This window comes from Streptomyces sp. NBC_00859 (assembly GCF_045161865.1).
In the GTDB taxonomy this organism is placed as follows: Bacteria; Actinomycetota; Actinomycetes; order Streptomycetales; family Streptomycetaceae; genus Streptomyces.
Genome location: NZ_CP108826.1, coordinates 5,312,748 through 5,329,721, shown reverse-complemented (window position 1 = coordinate 5,329,721; position 16,974 = coordinate 5,312,748). Strand labels below are relative to the sequence as shown.

The window sequence follows — 16,974 nt, the reverse complement described above, 5'->3', positions numbered from 1 at the left end:
TCGGGAAAGCCCGCACCGGCACCGGGCCTTGTCAGCCGACACCAGCTCAGTGGAGTCTGGCGGGATGGACCGGCAGATCGGCAGGGAGATGGACGCGGCGGCGGCGAGGCTCGCCATCCGCGAGCAGGACGAGGCAGTGCTGGCGCGGCTGTGTGCGCTGCTGGCCGAGCAGGGCCGCCGGGCCGACGCCGTGGCCGACACCCTGGCACCGTGGCTCGGCAGGGCCTGGGTGCGGGTCTGGGGAGCGAACCGCAACCGGTCGTTCGGCCCCAACGTGTACTCGGGTCCGCTCGGCCGGGTCGAGCCGGAAGCCGTCCGGCTGCTCGAAAAGGCGTACCAGTGGGCGCAGGCAGCCAGTTCCGAGGCGTACGCGTGCCGCTTCTACGGCTTCCTGGGGTGGGCCAGCGTCGACTGGGACCACTACGGGACCTTTCCGCACAGCTTCGGCAGCAACTACCCCAGCGAGCACATCGCCTGGCGAGCCGCTCGCACGCTTCAGGAAGGTGGCTGGTTCTATCGCCGGGACCATGTCGACGACGTGGTGAAAGGCATTCACGGCCATCTCAAGGAACTCTCGCGAAGGCTCCGGGGATACCGCCCCGGCGGCCTGCACTTCGTCGAACCACCGCCGGAGACACACCCGCCCCGGCATGGAAAGTTCACCGACGGAGTGCTGGCGCGGCTCTTCACCGAGGACCTCACGGCCCGGATCGACGCCGGCCGCACCCTGACAGCGTCGTCGGCCGGTGGAGCGTCCGCTGCCCGGTCCGTGCCTGCGTGGGCGAAAGACACCGACGATGTGCTGGCCGGTCTGGAAGGCGCGGCCCTCGGGCATCACTTCACCAGGCTTGCCGACGCCTGCGGCAACCCCCTTGTCACCGGCGACACCCTGGGCCGGGCCTGTATGGCCATCGGCCTGGCCTATCTGGAGGAGGTGCGGGACCGCGTGCCGGACTATGCGGAAGCGTCAGGACAGGAACTCCCTGGACCCAGCGTGTCGATGACGTTCAGCGGCGGGACCTTCTACGGAGGCCAGTTCGCGGGCCGGATCGCGAACATCGAATCGACGATCGCCGGGGTCGTCCAGCAGGGCGGCCACGAGGTGGCCGACGCGCTGAGGGCACTGGAGCAGGCGGTCATCTCCCAGGAGGGCCTGGACGAGGAGCAGCGCCAGGATCTGCTCGACAACGTCGGATATCTCGCAGAGGTCGCCCAGGCCCCGCCCGAGCGGCGCAACCGCGGAATCATCAGATCCGCGCTCGCGGCACTGACTGTGGCGGCGAGCAGCGGTGAGGAGCTGAGCAGGGCGATGAGCGCCTGGGGCGGGGTGCTGCACGGACTGCTGCCCTGACCCGGCAACACGCGGCGGCGGGGAGGCACCGGGCCGGCCGGAGCGGGGACGGGCCGGAGGGGCGGCCGCCTGCAGGACCGCGCCTCCGGCGCGCGCAGGCTACAGCGCGTACCGCACGAACCGCCCGGCGGTCTCCCGCAGCAGCTCCACACCGTCCCGCGCCCACAACCCGTCGTTGAAGAGCTCCACTTCGATGGGGCCCGTGTACCCGGCCGCGTCCACCCGCTCGCGCCACTCCCGCATGTCGACCGCGCCTTCGCCGATCTGCCCGCGGCCGTTCAGTACACCCGCGGGCAGCGGAGTGACCCAGTCCGCCAGCTGGAACGTGCAGATACGGCCGCCCTCACCCGCCCGCGCGACCTGCGCGGGCGCCTGGTCGTCCCACCAGATGTGGTACGTGTCGACCGCGACACCGACCTGGTCGGCCGGGAAGCGTTCCGCCAGGTCCAGTGCCTGGGTCAGGGTCGAGACCACACAGCGGTCCGCGGCGAACATCGGGTGCAGCGGTTCGATCGCCAGACGCACCCCGCGCTCGGCGGCGTACGGGCCCAGTTCGGCCAGTGCGTCGGCGATCCGCTCGCGTGCGCCGTGCAGGTCCCTCGAACCCGCCGGGAGACCGCCCGAGACCAGCACCAGGGTGTCCGTGCCCAGCGCCACCGCCTCGTCGACCGCCGCGCGGTTGTCCGCCAGCGCCGCCGCCCGTTCGACCGGGTCGATCGCGGTGAGGAAGCCGCCGCGGCACAGCGTGGTGACGGCCAGACCGGCGTCCCGTACGAGTGCGGCGGCCGCCCCGACTCCGTACTGCTGGACGGGCTCGCGCCAGAGGCCGATCCCTGGCACGCCCACATCGGTGCAGGCGGAGACCAGTTCGGGCAGGGTCAGCTGCTTCACGGTCATCTGGTTGATGCTGAAGCGGGCGAGTTCTGCGGTCACTGCGCGACTCCGTACACACTGAGCAGGGACTTCATGCGGCTCTCGGCGAGCGCCGGGTCGGGGAACAGGCCGAGGCCGTCGGCCAGTTCGTACGCCCGCGCCAGGTGCGGCAGCGAGCGCGCGGACTGGAGGCCGCCCACCATCGTGAAGTGCGACTGGTGCCCGGCCAGCCAGGCGAGAAGGACGACGCCCGTCTTGTAGAAGCGGGTCGGGGTCTGGAACAGGTGGCGGGACAGCTCGACCGTGGGGTCCAGGATGTCGCGGAAACCCTGGGTGTTCCCGGTGTCCAGGACGCGTACCGCCTCGGCCGCGAGCGGGCCGAGCGGGTCGAAGATGCCGAGCAGCGCGTGGCTGAAGCCTCGCTCGTCGCCCGCGATCAGCTCGGGGTAGTTGAAGTCGTCCCCGGTGTAGCAGCGGACCCCGTCGGGGAGCCTGCGGCGCAGCTCCACCTCCCGCCGGGCGTCGAGCAGCGACACCTTGATGCCGTCCACCTTGTCCGGGTGGGCCGCGATGACCTCCAGGAAGGTCCCGGTCGCCGCGTCCAGGTCCGGGGAGCCCCAGTAACCGTCCAGCGCCGGGTCGAACATCGGGCCGAGCCAGTGCAGGATGACCGGCTCCGCGCACTGGCGGAGCAGATGCCCGTAGATCTCCAGGTAGTCGTCCGGGCTCTTCGCGGCTGCCGCGAGCCCGCGCGAGGCCATCAGGATGGCCTGGGCGCCGGTCTCCTCGACGACGGTGAGCTGGTCCTCGTACGCCTCGGCCACCTGGTTCAGTGTGACCTCGCCGGGCGGGAGCTGGTCGGTGCCGACCCCGCAGGCGATGGCTCCGCCCGCCGACCTGGCCTCGGCCGCCGACCGGCGGATCAGCTCCGCCGCGACCGGCCAGTCCAGGCCCATGCCGCGCTGGGCGGTGTCCATGGCCTCCGCGACCCCGAGCCCGTGGGACCAGAGGTGGCGGCGGAAGGCGAGGGTGGCTTCCCAGTCGACGGCGGGCGGGCCGTCCGGCGATACGCCGGCGTACGGGTCGGCGACCACGTGTGCGGCGGAGAAGACCGTACGGGAGGCGAGCGGCGCACCGCCCGATGTGAACGCGGCGGGTTCGGTGCGCGGTGTGTAGGCGTACGTACCGCCCGGGTGCGCACCGGCGCGCGGAAGCAGGATCGTCACAGGGTGACCTCCGGAACGTCGAGACGGCGGCCCTCGGCGGACGACTTCAGCCCCAGCTCGGCGAGCTGCACACCGCGCGCACCGGCCAGCAGGTCCCAGTGGTAGGGCTCGTCGAGCGCGATGTGGCGCAGGAAGAGCTCCCACTGGACCTTGAAGCCATTGCCGAAGTCACCGTTGTCCGGGACCTCCTGCCACTGGTCGCGGAAGGCGTGGGTGGCGGGCAGGTCCGGGTTCCAGACCGGCTTCGGGGTCGAGCTGCGGTGCTGGACACGGCAGTTGCGCAGCCCCGCGACGGCCGAGCCCTCCGTTCCGTCGACCTGGAACTCGACGAGCTCGTCGCGGTTGACCCGCACCGCCCAGGAGGAGTTGATCTGGGCGACCGCGCCGCTCTCCAGCTGGAAGATGCCGTAGGCGGAGTCGTCGGCGGTCGCCTCGTAGGGCTCGGACCGCTCGTCCCAGCGCCGCGGGATGTGCGTGGCGGTGAGGGCCTGGACGGAGGTGACGCGGCCGAACAGTTCGTGCAGGACGTACTCCCAGTGCGGGAACATGTCGACGACGATGCCGCCGCCGTCCTGCGAGCGGTAGTTCCACGAGGGGCGCTGGGCCTCCTGCCAGTCGCCCTCGAAGACCCAGTAGCCGAACTCGCCGCGGATGGAGAGGATCTTGCCGAAGAAGCCCCCGTCGATGAGCCGCTTGAGCTTCAGCAGCCCCGGCAGGAACAGCTTGTCCTGGACCACGCCGTGCTTGATCCCGGCGGCCCCGGCCAGCCGCGCCAGCTCCAGTGCGCTGTCGAGGCCGGTAGCGGTCGGCTTCTCGGTGTAGATGTGCTTTCCGGCGGCGATGGCCTTCCGCAGCGCCTCTTCGCGGGCGGACGTGACCTGGGCGTCGAAGTAGATGTCGAGGGACGGGTCGGCGAGTACCGCGTCGAGGTCGGTGGACCACTGGTCGAGCCCGTGCTTCTCGGCCATCGCCCGGAGGGCGTGCTCACGGCGGCCGACCAGGACGATCTCGGGCCAGAGCACGGTGCCGTCACCGAGGTCCAGGCCGCCCTCCTCACGGATCGCGAGGAGGGAGCGGACCAGGTGCTGGCGGTAGCCCATCCTGCCTGTCACACCGTTCATGGCGATCCGCACTGTCTTACGTGTCACGAAAGTTCCCTCCACACGGCCATAGCAAGCGCTTTCTAAGCGGTATGAAGCTAACCTGCGCACACCGGCCCCGACAAGAGGCGCGGGCAGGCGCACGGAGTTGCGACCACGTGACAGGAGATGCGGGCCAGTGGCACGGAGGCAGACATGACAGCGACACTCTCGGATGTCGCGGCCCGCGCACGGGTGTCCCCGGCGACGGTGTCCCGCGTGCTCAACGGCAACTACCCGGTGGCGGCGGCCACCCGGGAGCGGGTACTGGCGGCCGTCGACGAGCTGGACTACGTACTGAACGGCCCGGCGAGTTCGCTCGCCGCCGCCACGTCCGACCTGGTCGGCATCCTCGTCAATGACATCGCCGACCCGTTCTTCGGCATCATGGCGGGCGCGGCCCAGTCCGAGATCGGCGGGCAGGAGGGCACCGGGCGCGCGGGCGGCGAGAAGCTGGCCGTCGTCTGCAACACCGGTGGCTCCCCGGAGCGCGAACTCACCTATCTGACCCTCCTCCAGCGCCAGCGCGCCGCGGCGGTCGTCCTGACCGGCGGCGCCATCGACGACCCGAAGCACACGGACGCGGTCTCCGCGAAGCTCGCGAGGCTGACCGCCGCGGGAACCCGGGTGGTGCTCTGCGGCCGCCCGCCGATCCCCGGGAGCGAGTCCCTGGTGACGGCGCTGACCTTCGACAACCGGGGCGGTGGGCAGCGGCTGACCGAGCATCTGCTGGCCCTGGGGCACCGGCGGATCGGGTACGTGGCCGGGCCGGCCGAGCGGACGACGACCCGCGACCGCCTGGAGGGCCACCGGGCCGCGATGACGGCGGCCGGCCTGCCGGACGGGCGGGCAGGTCTCACGGTCCACGGCCCCTACGACCGTCGCTCCGGATATGACGCGACTCTCGAACTCCTGCGCAGGGACCCGCGGTTGACCGCAGTCGTGGCGGCCAACGACACCGTGGCCCTGGGGGCGTGCGCGGCGCTGCGGGAGCGGGGGCTGCGGATTCCCCACGACGTCTCGGTGGCCGGATTCGACGACCTGCCGTTCTCGGTCGACGCGGTGCCCGCCCTGACGACGGTGCGGCTCCCGCTCCACGACGCGGGGGCGCGGGCCGGGCGGCTGGCGATGGGGCGGGAGGCTGCGCCCCGGGGAGGGGTCGCGGTGGTGCGGGGCGAACTGGTGACCCGGGCTTCGACGGCTGCGCCCGGCCGCTGACGGGGCGGCGCCCCGCACTCCCGGCGACGGCGTCCGCCCGCGAGGCGGTTAACGGGAACGCGCCCCGCGGACGAATGATGTCCTGGCATCAGTACACAAGAGACAGAGAATCGGTCAGGGCGCCGGGCTCACCCTCGTCGCCGCTCAGCCTTCAGGAAAGGACAGTGCGTTGAAGTTCGCGTTCTCCACCCTCGGAGTGCCAGGAATCACCGTCCCGGACGTGGTGCGGCTCGCAGCGGAAAGCGGCTACCAGGGGGTCGAACTGCGCGCCCACGCCGAGGAGGCCCTGCACCCCGGCACCGGGCTGCGGGAACGGACCGCCGCCGTGGACGAGTTCGCCCGTGGCGGCGTCGAGGTCCTCGGCGTGGCCGGTTACGTACGGGTGGCAGCGCCCGGCGACGACAAGGAGATCGAGGGCGAACTCGCCGAGCTGGTCTTTCTCGCCGCCGACCTGGGCGCCCCGTTCGTCCGGGTCTTCCCCGGCGGCGGTGGCCAGGAGCCGGCCGAGGCCGACGCGGCTGCCGCCCGCAGGCTGGGGGTCGCGGCCGAGGTCGCAGCCGACAAGGGCGTGCGGATCCTCCTGGAGACCCATGACTCGCACCGCACCGGCGCCGACGCGGCCCGGGTGCTGGGCCCGGTCGGCCACCGGAACGTCGGCGCCCTCTGGGACGTGATGCACACCTGGCTGGGCGGCGAGGCCCCGGCGGCCAGCCATGCCGTCCTCGGGCCGCACCTCGGCTACACCCAGGTCAAGGACATCGCATCGGCCGAGGACACCACCCCGCTGGCGCTCGGCGCCGGGGTGCTGCCGCTCGGCGAGTGCGTGGAGCTGCTGGCGCCGGACCAGGGGTGGCTCTGCTGGGAGTACGAGAAGCGCTGGTATCCGGAGGCGGCCGAACTGCCGGGGCTGCTGGCGGCGGGCCGCGAGCACCTGGAGCGGCTGGTGAGCGCGGCGCGATGAGCCCGCACGGCACGGGGCGTCCGGCACGCTCCGTGCCGGACGCCCCGTGACCGGGCGCACCGCACGTGGGACCCGAGAGGCAAATGGGCCAACGCCGGTCCGATCCGGCCCACACCCTTGACTGGCAGTTAGTTTCCGGATATCCGTGCTGATTGGAAGTTTCCTTCAGATTCCTTGCGCAGCATGGCCGGAAGGGGCACCAGTGCAGTACCGCACATCCAGACGCTCCCTGCTCACCGCTACCGCCGCCGCGGCAGCCGCGGCAGCCACAGGCGCCACGGCGCACGCCGATCCCCGCCGCTCCGCCCCTGACCCCCACGGCCAGGACCGCCGGCTCAAGAAGCTCATCGGCCGCATGAGCATCGAGGAGAAGATCGGCCAGCTCTTCGTGATGCGGGTGTACGGACACTCCGCGACCGCGCCCGACCAGGCCGACATCGACGCCAACCTGAAAGAGATCGGCGTCCGCACCGCGACCGAGCTGATCGCCAAGTACCACGTCGGCGGCATCATCTACTTCAGCTGGGCGCACAACACCCGCGACCCGCACCAGATCGCCGCCCTCTCCAACGGCATCCAGCGCGCCGGGCTCGCCCAGCGCACCCCGGTGCCGCTGCTGATCGCCACCGACCAGGAACACGGCATCGTCTGCCGGGTCGGCTACCCGGCCGCTCTCTTCCCCGGCGCGATGGCACTCGGCGCGGGACGCTCGCGCGAGGACGTCCGTACGGTGGGCCGGATCTCCGGGGCCGAACTGCGGGCCATCGGAATCCGGCAGGACTACTCGACGGACGCCGACGTCAACGTCAACCCCGCCAACCCTGTCATCGGCGTCCGCTCGTTCGGCTCCGAACCCACCGCCGTGGCCCGGCTGGTCGCGGCCGAGGTGCAGGGCTACCAGAGCTCCCAGGTCGCCGCGACCGCCAAGCACTTCCCCGGCCACGGAGACACCGCGGTCGACAGCCACACCGGGATCCCGGTCATCACCCACACCCGCGAGGAGTGGGAGCGCATCGACGCGCCGCCCTTCAAGGCCGCCGTGGCCGCCGGGATCGACGCGATCATGACGGCGCACATCCAGTTCCCGGCGCTGGACCCGAGCAACGACCCGGCCACCCTGTCGCGGCCGATCCTCACCGGCATCCTCCGTGAGGAGCTGGGGTACGACGGTGTCGTCGTCACCGACTCGCTGGGCATGCAGGGCGTACGGGACAAGTACGGCGACGACCGGGTGCCGGTCCTTGCGCTCAAGGCCGGCGTCGACCAGCTGCTGAACCCGCCGGACCTCGCAGCCGCGTACAACGGGGTGCTCGGCGCGGTGCGGAGCGGCGAGCTGACCGAGGACAGGCTGGACGAATCGATCCTGCGGATCCTGCGGCTCAAGGATCGGCGCGCCCTCTTCAGCAGCCCGTACGTGGCCGAAGGCCGGGTCAGCCGTACGGTCGGCATCCGGTCCCATCTCACGGCTGCCGACGCGATCGCCGAGCGGACCACGACACTGCTGGTGAACACGGGCAGGCTGCTGCCGCTCTCCCGGCGCAGCGCCGGCCGCCTGCTGGTCGTCGGCGCCGATCCGGCGTCACCGACGGGGACGACAGGTCCGCCGACCACCGTGCTCGGCAAGGAGCTCACCGGCCTCGGCTTCACCACCACGGTGCTCTCCACCGGTACCGCCCCCACCGCCGACCTCATCAAGAGCGCGGTGGCCGGGGCGGCTGGAAAGGACGCCGTGATCGTCGGCACCTACGACGTGGCAGCGGGCGACGCCCAGTCCAAGCTGGTGGCGGCGCTGGTCGCGTCCGGCGTCCCCGTGGTGCAGATCGCGATCCGCAATCCGTACGACATCGCGGCGCTGCCCGGCGTCCGGGCCTCGCTCGCCACCTACAGCTGGACGGACGTCGAACTGCGGGCCGCGGCACGGGTGATCGCGGGCCGGGTCGGCCCGCGCGGTCTGCTGCCCGTCCCCGTCCAGCGCGTGGACGATCCCACGAAGGTGCTGTACCCGGTGGGTCACGGTCTGACCTACTGAGACCGCGACCCGTGAGCCGTCACCGGACAACAGCTGTGCCCGCCGCGGAGTTCCGCGGCGGGCACAGCTCAACCGGCTCCGGCACGGGGCCGGTTGTCCACTCCTGTCACCGGTTCCCCGGGCGCCGGGCTGTCCGGCCCGGGGTCACGGGCGCAGGGTCACGGACGCAGGGCCCGCTCGCTCTGCGGGTCCTTGCGGTCGAGCGTCGCGTCGTACGCGGCGAGCGGCTTGGCGCGGTCCGGATGGGCCTGGACGGCGGCCGGGGCGACCCCCGCCCAGTCCAGGATGCGCGCGGTGGCCTTCGCCTTCTCGGCGGGGGCGAGACCGTCGACGTTCGCGCCGTGGTTCATCCCGGGAGCGGTGAGGACGTAGCTGTCGTCCGGGTGCTTGCCGACGCTGAAGCGCTCGGCGCCCCACGGGTCGTTCTGCCCGTACACGTACAGCATGTGGTGGGCGTGGTGCTTCACCCAGTTGTCCACGTCGGCCATCACACCGGGCTGGAAGCGCATCGGGATGGAGCTGGGCACGAAGTGCCGCGGGGGCTGGTAGCCGTAGCGGCTCAGCTTTCCGAGCCAGGGCTGCTGGATGTCCGGCGAGCCGAGCTGGGTGCCTGCCTGGTAGTAGTACGGCGTGTACGCGTCGAGCCCCTGGTCGGTGTAGAAGGAGAACCCGGAGATCGTGTCGACGGAGTCCCAGATCTCCTGGTCCGTGGCGTGCGGGGCGTCGGCGGGGATGGTGTCGCAGTCGGAGAGCAGGCTGTACTGCCAGAAGCCCCAGATGTAGTCGAGGACGACGGCCTCGTACGCCTTGTCGAGTGAACCGACGGTGGTGAAGGTGTAGCCGTTGTCCTTCGCGTACTGGGCGTACTTCTTCTCCAGCGGCTCACGGCGTATGAGCGCCTCCCGCTGGACCCCCTGAAGCTTGTCGCGGCACTCCTTGGTGCCGACGCTGCTGAGGAACCGGTCGTACGCGGAGTCCTCGTCGTTGACGACGTCGTCGGGAGCGACGTAGGCGACGACCCCGTCCATGTCCTGCGGGTAGTAGCGCTCGTAGTACGTGGCGGTCATGCCGCCCTTGGAGCCCCCGGTGGTGAGCCACTTCTTGGCGTAGATCTTCTTCAGCGCCGTGAACAGCCGGTGCTGGTCGCTCGCGGCCTGCCAGATGTCCAGCTTGGACCAGTCGGCGGGCTGCGGCCTGGACGGGGTGAAGTAGCGGTACTCCAGTGACACCTGATTGCCGTCGACTATTCGGGTCGGCTCGGTGCGGCTGGGCGTGGTGGAGACGTTGTAGCCGCCGGTGTAGAGGACGGTCGGCCGGCTGGTGTCCTTGTGCAGCAGGGTGAACCGCTGGTTGAAGGTGCCCTTCGACGGATGCCGGTGGTCGATGGGCTGGGCGTACTGGAGGACGAAGAAGCGGTAGCCCGTATAGGGCTTCTCCTCGATGAGGCTCATGCCCGGAATGGCGAGGATCCGGTCCTTGATGTCCGGGGTGTCCGGTACCGCGGCGGTGGCCGCACCGGCTGACGCTCCGGCCGCACTCAGGGTGCCTATGAGCACCACGAACGCGAGCAGCCATCTCAGCGCTTTGCGCATTCAGCCCTCCCCTGGGGATCACAACGAGTAGCCGCGAACCTAGCCGGGGTAACACCAAGCACGCCAGACCCAGTTGACCATCGGGGGAGATCATCCGCTCAGCACAGGAACCAGCCGGAGACGCCTTTCCTGCCGGAGATCGCGCCCACAGCCTGTACACAGCGGTTCGCGGCACGGACCTTCACGGGCCCCGCCAGACGGGTGAAGCGCCCGCTGTCGGAGACCGGCCTGGCCCCGCGCGCCTGGAGCACGACGGACATCTGCCTCCTCGCCCCGGGAGCCTTGGCGAGGGTGACCGCGCAGACGTACTGGCCGCTCCGGTAGACCCGGAGCTGACCGGTGGCGAAACCTACCGACCTGACCTGATGGCCGGGGCACCCGGATGCGGCGCTCGCAGGCGTGACACCGGGCCCCACCAGGGCGAACGCCACCGCGGCCGCCGCCGTCAGCCCGGCAGCCCAGCGCCCGGCCCCCCGGCCGCGCGAGGATCCGCCCACCGGGCCGCGCTCCGGTGTGCGCTCCGCTCCGGAATCCGGCTTTCGCCGCAACTCGAACACTTCTTCCCTTTCGGCCGCTTGGGCGTACGTGAGTACGGACGCATGGGGCAGTCAGCTGGTTGCGCCGCAGAACGGGACATATGGTGGCAGCTTCGGAGCCCGGTCAGGGGCCCGGTTCCACCAGTGACGCCCCCGCACCGGCCCGGGGTCCGCGCCGTCCGCGTACCCCGCCCCGCCCGCCGCGCTCGCGCACCGGCCACAGCAGCACGTACGCCGTGGACAGCGCCACGAACGCCAGCCGCAGCAGACCACGCACCGCGTCGTCGCTGATGACGAAGACGCTGGCGTACAGCGTCAGCAGCGCCAGCCAGCTCCACCACGGAACCAGGCGCCGCTGCCCGATCACATCCCACAGGAGCGTGCCGAGCAGCACGGACGCCGTGTAGTACGTATAGACACTCGGGTCGAGGACGATCCGGGCGTTGGCCCCCAGCAGGACCACGGCCGGCCAGCGCCCCCGCCAGACCGCCACCGTGCCGAGCACCAGGCCGAGCGCGGCCTGCGCGGGGCGGTCCCAGCCGGGGGTCTCCGGGTCGCCGACGCCGAGCCAGCGCAGGGCGGACGCCGGATGGTTGGGGATGGCGAACTTGGCCGCGGCGAACGACTGCGGATCGCCCACGAAGAACGGCAGCCAGGCGACCGCCACCAGCCCCGCGCACCAGAGGGCGGCGCGGAGCCACCGGTGCCGGGGAAGGGCCAGCAGCAGCGGGAGGAAGGCCAGGGCCGTGGGCTTGGAGTCCATCGCCAGGGCGAGGAACGCGCCGGTGGCCGCCGCGTTCCCGCGGGTGACGGCCCGGACGGCGAGAGCGGTGAAGAACAGCGCGAGCACGTCGTCCAGGTGCCCGAAGCGGACCGCGACCTCGATCCACATCGGAATGAAGGCGAGCCCGGCGATCAGCACCCGCTGGCGCAGCCGCTGGTGGTTGGTGCCGGTGCCCAGCAGGTGGTACGCGGCGCTGCGCCCGGCCAGGACGACGATGACCAGTCCGAGCAGCGACATCAGCGCGGCGGCGAGGAACTGTCCGGTGGCTTCCGGGAACGGGTTGAACAACCCGGCGGCGAGGAAGCTGACCGGCCCCATCTGCAGCTCGGGGTGGTGGGCGTAGAGGTTGAGACCGCCGGTGCCGTCGCCTCCGGGGCCCTGGTAGAGCAGCTCGCCGCCGGTGTGCAGATAGTGCCAGGAGAAACCGCCGTGCGGCTCCACCACCGCGAACCACAGCACCGTCCAGGCGGTGAGCAGCACCAAGTGCATCCGCTGGCTGATCGTCGGCACCGTGTCTCAGCTCCCGCTTCCGGTGGTGTGCGCTGTCTGCAGGGGCCCGCACAGCCCACCCGGGAAGAGGGCGGAAAGGGGCGAAGAGTTGTCCCGGTGGCAGACGTGCGGCCCCGGTAACGCTCTCATCCCGCTCTCGTCGCGCACGCATGAGGGGCCCGCACGCGCGAGGGGCCCCCTCGGCGGCGGCCCCTCGCGCACCGGCCTACGCCACCACCTCCGCGGGCTCCCCGACGAAGGTCCGCCAGAGCCGCGCGTAGCTCCCGTCCAGGGCCAGCAGCTCCTCGTGCGTGCCGTCCTCGGCCACCCGGCCGTGGTCCATCACGATCACCCGGTCCGCCCGCGCCGCTGTGGTCAGCCGGTGGGCGACCACGAGCGTGGTCCGCCGGCCGGCGATCCGGTCCGTCGCCTGGTTGACCTGAGCCTCGGAGGCCAGGTCGAGCGCGGCTGTCGCCTCGTCCAGCAGCAGGATGTCCGGGTCGACCAGCTCGGCGCGGGCCAGCGCGATCAGCTGGCGCTGGCCCGCCGAGAGGTTGCGGCCTCGCTCCGCCACCTCGTGGAGGTAGCCGCCGTCCAGGGTCGCGATCATGTCGTGCGCCCCGACCGCCCGCGCCGCGGCCTCGACCTCGGCGTCCGTCGCGTCCGCCCGCCCGTACGCGATGGCGTCCCGGACCGTGCCCGCGAAGAGGTACGCCTCCTGCGGGACCACCCCGAGCCGGTGCCGGTACGCCGTCATGTCCATGTCCCGGAGATCGATGCCGTCGGCGGTGACCCGGCCGTCCGTCGGGTCGTAGAACCGTGCGACCAGCTTGACCAGCGTGGACTTGCCGGCGCCGGTCTCCCCGACGAAGGCGACCGTCTGTCCGGCGGGGATGCGCAGATCGATCCCGCTCAGTGCCGCCTCGGCCTTGTCGGATCCGCCGGGCTCACCGGCCGGTCCGTACGCGAACGAGACGCCCTCGAAAGCGATGTCGCCGCGCAGCGATGTGACCTCCAGCGGCAGTGCGCTCGCCTCGGTCGACGTCGGCTCGACGAGGAGCTCCTGGATGCGCTTCAGCGAGACGGTGGCCTGCTGGTAACCGTCGAAGACCTGCGAGAGCTGCTGCACGGGGGCGAAGAACAGGTCGATGTACAGGAGGTACGCCACCAGGGCACCCGTGGTGAGGGTGCCGGCCTCGACGCGGTCGGCGCCGACGATCAGCACGGAGGCGGCCGCGACCGACGACAGCAGCTGGACGAACGGGAAGTAGACCGAGATCAGCCACTGGCCGCGTACCCGCGCCTGCCGGTAGTGGTCGCTGCGGCCGGAGAAACGGCCCGCGCCGGTGGTCTCGCGGCGGAACGCCTGCACGATCCGCAGCCCGGACACGGACTCCTGCAGGTCGGCGTTGACGACGGAGACCCGCTCGCGCGCCAGCTCGTACGCCTGGACGCTCTTCTTGCGGAAGACGTACGTGGCGACGGCCAGGAAGGGCAGCGTCGCGAAGACGACCAGCGCGAGCTGCACGTCGATCACGAGCAGCACCACGAGGATGCCGAAGAAGGTGACGACCGAGACGAACGCGGTGACCAGACCGGTCTGCAGGAAGGTGGAGAGCGCGTCGACGTCCGTGGTCATCCGGGTCATGATCCGGCCCGTCAGTTCGCGCTCGTAGTAGTCGAGGCCGAGCCGCTGGAGCTGCGCGAAGATCTTCAGCCGCAGCGTGTAGAGGACGCGCTCACCGGTGCGTCCGGTCATCCGGGTCTCGCCGGTCTGCGCCAGCCACTGGACGGCCACGGTGAGCAGGCCGAGCCCGGCCGCCGTCCACACCGCGCCGGTGGCGAGCTTGGTGACGCCCTGGTCGATGCCGTGCCGGATCAGTACGGGCAGGAGCAGCCCCATGCCCGCGTCGACCGCGACCAGGAACAGGCTGACGAGGAGTACCGGCCCGAAGCCGTGCAGCAGCCTGCGCAGCCCGTACGAGGTCTCGGCGGAGACGGCGTGCGCCTCGTCGACGTCCGGGGTGTCGGTGGCCGGCGGCAGCGCGTCGACCTGAGCGAGGAGTTCGGGCGTCGCGGGCATACCGCCGGGCGCGGGCGCCCGCTCGGTGCCGTCGGGTCCGGCGCCGGTCCCGGTGCCGGGGTTCTCGTTGCGGACCCAGAGCGGCGGGGTGATCCCCCGCTCCACGTCGAACTCGGCCTCCAGCTCCGCCCGTACGGAGGTGTCCTCCGGCTCGTCCGCCGCGGGCCCCGTGTGGCCGGGTGAGACGCCGCCCAGCTCGTCCGGGTCGGTCAGCAGCTTCCGGTAGAGCGCCGAGCGCTCCTCCAGTTCGGCGTGGGTGCCGATGTCGGCGAGCCGGCCCCCTTCGATGACCGCGATGCGGTCGGCGAGGTTGAGGGTGGAGCGGCGGTGTGCGATGAGCAGGGTGGTGCGGCCCGCCATCACTCCGCGCAGCGCCTCGTGGATCTCGTGCTCGACACGGGCGTCCACCGCCGACGTCGCGTCGTCGAGGAGGAGCAGCCTGGGGTCGGTGAGGATGGCGCGGGCGAGCGCGATGCGCTGGCGCTGGCCACCGGAGAGTGTGAGGCCGTGTTCGCCGACGGCGGTGTCGTATCCGGCGGGCAGTTCGGCGATGAAGCGGTCGGCCTGGGCCGCCCGCGCCGCGGTGAGGATCTGCTCATCGGTGGCGTCGGGGAAGCCGTAGGCGATGTTGGCGCGCACGGTGTCGGAGAACAGGAAGCTGTCCTCGGGCACCAGGCCGATGGCGGACCGCAGCGATTCCAGGGTCAGTTCGCGCACGTCGTGTCCGCCGACGAGGACGGCGCCGTGCGAGACGTCGTAGAAACGCGGGAGCAGCAGCGAGACGGTGGACTTGCCGCTGCCGGACGAACCGACGACGGCGACGGTCTCACCCGGCGCGATGGTCAGCGAGAAACCGTCGAGCACGGGCCGGTCCTCGGTGTATCCGAAGGAGACGTCGTCGAACTCGACGGTCGCCTCGGCATCGGCCGGGAGCGTCTTCGTACCGTCCGCGATGGACGGCTCGGTGTCGATCAGCTCCAGGACACGCTCGACGCCGGCGCGGGCCTGCTGCCCGACGGTGAGCACCATGGCGAGCATCCGGACCGGGCCGACGAGCTGGGCCAGGTACGAGGAGAAGGCGACGAACGTACCGAGGGTGATCTCGCCCCGGGTGGCCAGCCAGCCGCCGAGCGCGAGCATCGCGACCTGCCCGAGTGCGGGGACGGCCTGGAGCGCCGGGGTGTAGCGGGAGTTCAGCTTGATGGTGCGCAGCCGCCCGGCGAAGAGCCTGCGGCTGACCGCGCGGAGCTTGCCCGTCTCCTGGTCCTCCTGCCCGAACCCCTTCACCACGCGGACCCCGGTGACGGCTCCGTCGACGACACCCGCGACCGCGGCCGCCTGCCCCTGGGAGTACCAGGTGGCGGGGAAGAGCCGGGCCCTGCTGCGCTTGGCGATGATCCACAGGGCGGGCGCCACGGCTACCGCGATGAGCGTGAGCAGAGGCGAGAGCCAGGCCATGATGCCCAGCGAGATCAGGAAGAGCAGCACGTTGCCGATGGTCATCGGCAGCATGAAGAGCAGCCCCTGGATCAGTTGCAGGTCGCTGGTGGCGCGCCCGATGACCTGCCCGGTGGACAGCTCGTCCTGACGGCGGCCGTCCAGCTTCATGATCGTGCCGTACATCTCGGTACGGAGGTCGTGCTGCACGTCGAGCGCCAGGCGTCCGCCGTAGTAGCGCCTGACGAAGGTGAGTGCGTAGACGACGACGGCGGCGCCGATCAGCAGCCCCGTCCAGACGGCGAGCGAACGGGTGCCGTCGCCGATGACGTCATCGATGATCACCTTGGTGACCAGCGGGACGAGTGCCATGACGGCCATCCCGGCGAGCGATGACCCGAGGGCCAGCAGCACATTGCGCCGGTACCGCCAGGCGTACCCGATGAGCCGCCGCGACCAGCCCTGCCGCTCCGCTCCCCCGTGCTCCGTCCCGGTCCCCCGGGCACCGTCCTGCGCCTCGTCGACCTGGGCCTCGCCGTGCTGCGCGTCCCTGTCCTGCTGCGCGCCGGCCTGCTGCGCGGGTTCCTGTTGCGCGGGTCCCTGCTGCGCGGGTTCCTGTTGCGCGGCGTCCGCCACTGGTGCCTCCCGTTGTCTCTTGCCACCGGAAGGAACCAACACGGCCACCTGGGGATTTCATCCCGCCGCAACAATCGGGGGCCGAAGGCCGTCCGAAGGAGGTACGGGGGCCGGTCTGTGGACCTAGGACCGGCTGATGCCCTTCCGAGACGGGTCGCCGAGCGCCGGACGGTTATACGGAGAACCGTTGCGGCCGTCACCCGGTCGGGTGACTCACAGGTGGCCCAGCACGCTGCACACGGACGGATATGTACGTTCGGCCGCATGGTCGGTCATGCGCAATGGAAGCTCTCTCGTGACCGGAAGGTCGCAGAGGGCATCCTCGAAAGCCCGGAAAAGACCAAGCGCCGGGAGGAGCTCAGGCTGGCCTGGGACCTCGGCCAGGCCGTCCACGACCGGCGGGCAGAGCTGGGCATCTCGCAGGCCGAGCTGGCCCGGCGTGCGGAGATGACCCAGCCGCAGATCTCCAAGCTGGAGCTGGGCGGTACCGTGCCGACGCTCCCGCTGCTCGCCCGCCTCGCGCGGGCGCTGGACGCGTCGCTCCAGCTGGAGCTGGTCGACGACGTGTCCAACGTCGCGTTCAGGGCGCGGACGACTGCCGCCTGAATCGGACGGGGCCC

At 71.5% G+C, this 16,974-nt stretch carries 12 protein-coding genes; 5 read left to right on the top strand and 7 right to left on the bottom strand.

The features are described 5' to 3' along the window. Positions 1-64 precede the first annotated feature (64 nt). Positions 65-1,351, top strand: a complete 1,287-nt coding sequence (locus tag OG584_RS23350; RefSeq protein ID WP_405780663.1) for a hypothetical protein — start codon at positions 65-67, stop codon at positions 1,349-1,351. A gap of 99 nt (positions 1,352-1,450) precedes the next feature. Here OG584_RS23350 and OG584_RS23345 read toward each other — a convergent pair whose 3' ends face one another. The 3 genes from OG584_RS23345 to OG584_RS23335 are packed head-to-tail and all read right to left on the bottom strand — an operon-like array spanning position 1,451 to position 4,598. Continuing rightward, positions 1,451-2,248: a sugar phosphate isomerase/epimerase family protein gene (locus tag OG584_RS23345; protein ID WP_405784239.1), complete on the bottom strand. Its 798-nt coding sequence runs from the start codon at positions 2,246-2,248 to the stop codon at positions 1,451-1,453. A gap of 32 nt (positions 2,249-2,280) precedes the next feature. Next, positions 2,281-3,450: a dihydrodipicolinate synthase family protein gene (locus tag OG584_RS23340; RefSeq protein WP_405780661.1), complete on the bottom strand. Its 1,170-nt coding sequence runs from the start codon at positions 3,448-3,450 to the stop codon at positions 2,281-2,283. Next, positions 3,447-4,598 carry a Gfo/Idh/MocA family protein gene (locus OG584_RS23335; RefSeq protein ID WP_405780660.1) on the bottom strand — a complete coding sequence of 384 codons (1,152 nt, stop codon included), beginning with the start codon at positions 4,596-4,598 and terminating at the stop codon, positions 3,447-3,449. The genes OG584_RS23340 and OG584_RS23335 overlap by 4 nt, the downstream gene beginning before the upstream one ends. Before the next feature lie 147 nt (positions 4,599-4,745). Between OG584_RS23335 and OG584_RS23330 the strand changes: the two genes are divergently transcribed. The 3 genes from OG584_RS23330 (at position 4,746) to OG584_RS23320 (ending at position 8,797) form a co-directional block, all read left to right on the top strand. Continuing rightward, positions 4,746-5,807 (top strand): LacI family DNA-binding transcriptional regulator, encoded by a 1,062-nt coding sequence (locus OG584_RS23330; protein ID WP_405780659.1) that lies wholly within the window; start codon positions 4,746-4,748, stop codon positions 5,805-5,807. A 169-nt stretch (positions 5,808-5,976) separates the two neighbouring features. Next, positions 5,977-6,768 (top strand): sugar phosphate isomerase/epimerase family protein, encoded by a 792-nt coding sequence (locus OG584_RS23325; RefSeq protein ID WP_405780657.1) that lies wholly within the window; start codon positions 5,977-5,979, stop codon positions 6,766-6,768. 202 nt (positions 6,769-6,970) lie between these two features. Then, a complete protein-coding gene (locus OG584_RS23320; protein WP_405780655.1) occupies positions 6,971-8,797 on the top strand; it encodes a glycoside hydrolase family 3 protein in 1,827 nt (608 codons plus the stop codon). Positions 8,798-8,955: 158 nt separating this feature from the next. Here OG584_RS23320 and OG584_RS23315 read toward each other — a convergent pair whose 3' ends face one another. From OG584_RS23315 to OG584_RS23300, 4 genes are all read right to left on the bottom strand, one after another. Beyond that, positions 8,956-10,389, bottom strand: a complete 1,434-nt coding sequence (locus OG584_RS23315) for a S28 family serine protease (RefSeq protein WP_405780653.1) — start codon at positions 10,387-10,389, stop codon at positions 8,956-8,958. A gap of 98 nt (positions 10,390-10,487) precedes the next feature. Then, positions 10,488-10,937, bottom strand: coding sequence for a hypothetical protein (locus tag OG584_RS23310; protein WP_405780652.1), 450 nt, complete (start codon positions 10,935-10,937; stop codon positions 10,488-10,490). Between the two features lie 112 nt (positions 10,938-11,049). Continuing rightward, on the bottom strand, positions 11,050-12,198 hold the full coding sequence (locus tag OG584_RS23305) for a hypothetical protein (RefSeq protein WP_405784237.1): 1,149 nt from the start codon (positions 12,196-12,198) through the stop codon (positions 11,050-11,052). A gap of 226 nt (positions 12,199-12,424) precedes the next feature. Then, positions 12,425-16,162, bottom strand: a complete 3,738-nt coding sequence (locus OG584_RS23300; RefSeq protein WP_405784235.1) for an ABC transporter ATP-binding protein — start codon at positions 16,160-16,162, stop codon at positions 12,425-12,427. Between the two features lie 456 nt (positions 16,163-16,618). Here OG584_RS23300 and OG584_RS23295 point away from each other — a divergent pair, with 456 nt between their 5' ends. Then, the gene (locus OG584_RS23295) at positions 16,619-16,960 is read left to right on the top strand and encodes a helix-turn-helix domain-containing protein (RefSeq protein ID WP_405780651.1); all 342 of its coding nucleotides are present in this window, start codon (positions 16,619-16,621) and stop codon (positions 16,958-16,960) included. The last annotated feature ends 14 nt before the right edge of the window (positions 16,961-16,974 follow it).

What these genes read in the sequence shown, in the direction of transcription:
- OG584_RS23330 (WP_405780659.1), top strand. Translation starts at nt 4,746, where the DNA reads ATGACAGCGACACTCTCGGATGTCGCGGCCCGCGCACGGGTGTCCCCG.
- OG584_RS23295 (WP_405780651.1), top strand. Translation starts at nt 16,619, where the DNA reads ATGGTCGGTCATGCGCAATGGAAGCTCTCTCGTGACCGGAAGGTCGCA.
- OG584_RS23315 (WP_405780653.1), bottom strand. Translation starts at nt 10,389, where the DNA reads ATGCGCAAAGCGCTGAGATGGCTGCTCGCGTTCGTGGTGCTCATAGGC.
- OG584_RS23350 (WP_405780663.1), top strand. Translation starts at nt 65, where the DNA reads ATGGACCGGCAGATCGGCAGGGAGATGGACGCGGCGGCGGCGAGGCTC.
- OG584_RS23345 (WP_405784239.1), bottom strand. Translation starts at nt 2,248, where the DNA reads ATGACCGTGAAGCAGCTGACCCTGCCCGAACTGGTCTCCGCCTGCACC.
- OG584_RS23305 (WP_405784237.1), bottom strand. Translation starts at nt 12,198, where the DNA reads ATGCACTTGGTGCTGCTCACCGCCTGGACGGTGCTGTGGTTCGCGGTG.